This is a genomic window from Massilia sp. Root335, assembly GCF_001425685.1.
GTDB lineage: Bacteria > Pseudomonadota > Gammaproteobacteria > Burkholderiales > Burkholderiaceae_D > Telluria > Telluria luteola.
Genome location: NZ_LMCY01000026.1, coordinates 170,463 through 170,755 on the forward strand (window position 1 = coordinate 170,463; position 293 = coordinate 170,755).

1 pseudogene is annotated in these 293 nt (G+C 62.1%); it reads left to right on the top strand.

Annotation, left to right across the window (positions count from 1 at the left end):
* A pseudogene (locus tag ASC93_RS32165) lies at positions 1 to 293 on the top strand (type VI secretion system tip protein VgrG); the annotation flags it as partial.

The following is a 293-nucleotide window of genomic DNA, read 5'->3' on the forward strand; positions in this document are numbered from 1 at the left end:
GGACTATCTGATCCTGTCCGTCGACCATGAGGCCAGCAATAATTACCAGGCTGGAGCGGGCGCGCCGTCGAACTACGAGAACACGTTCCGCTGCGTGCGCAAGGATATTCAGTGGCGCCCGGGACGCCACTACAACAGCCAGCCCTGCACCTATCCCGGCATCCAGACTGCCATCGTGGTCGGGCCTGACGGGGCCGAGATCCACACCGATGGCTACGGACGCGTCAAGATCCAGTTCCACTGGGACAGGCTGGGCAATTACGACGAGAACAGCTCTCCGTGGCTGCGCGTCA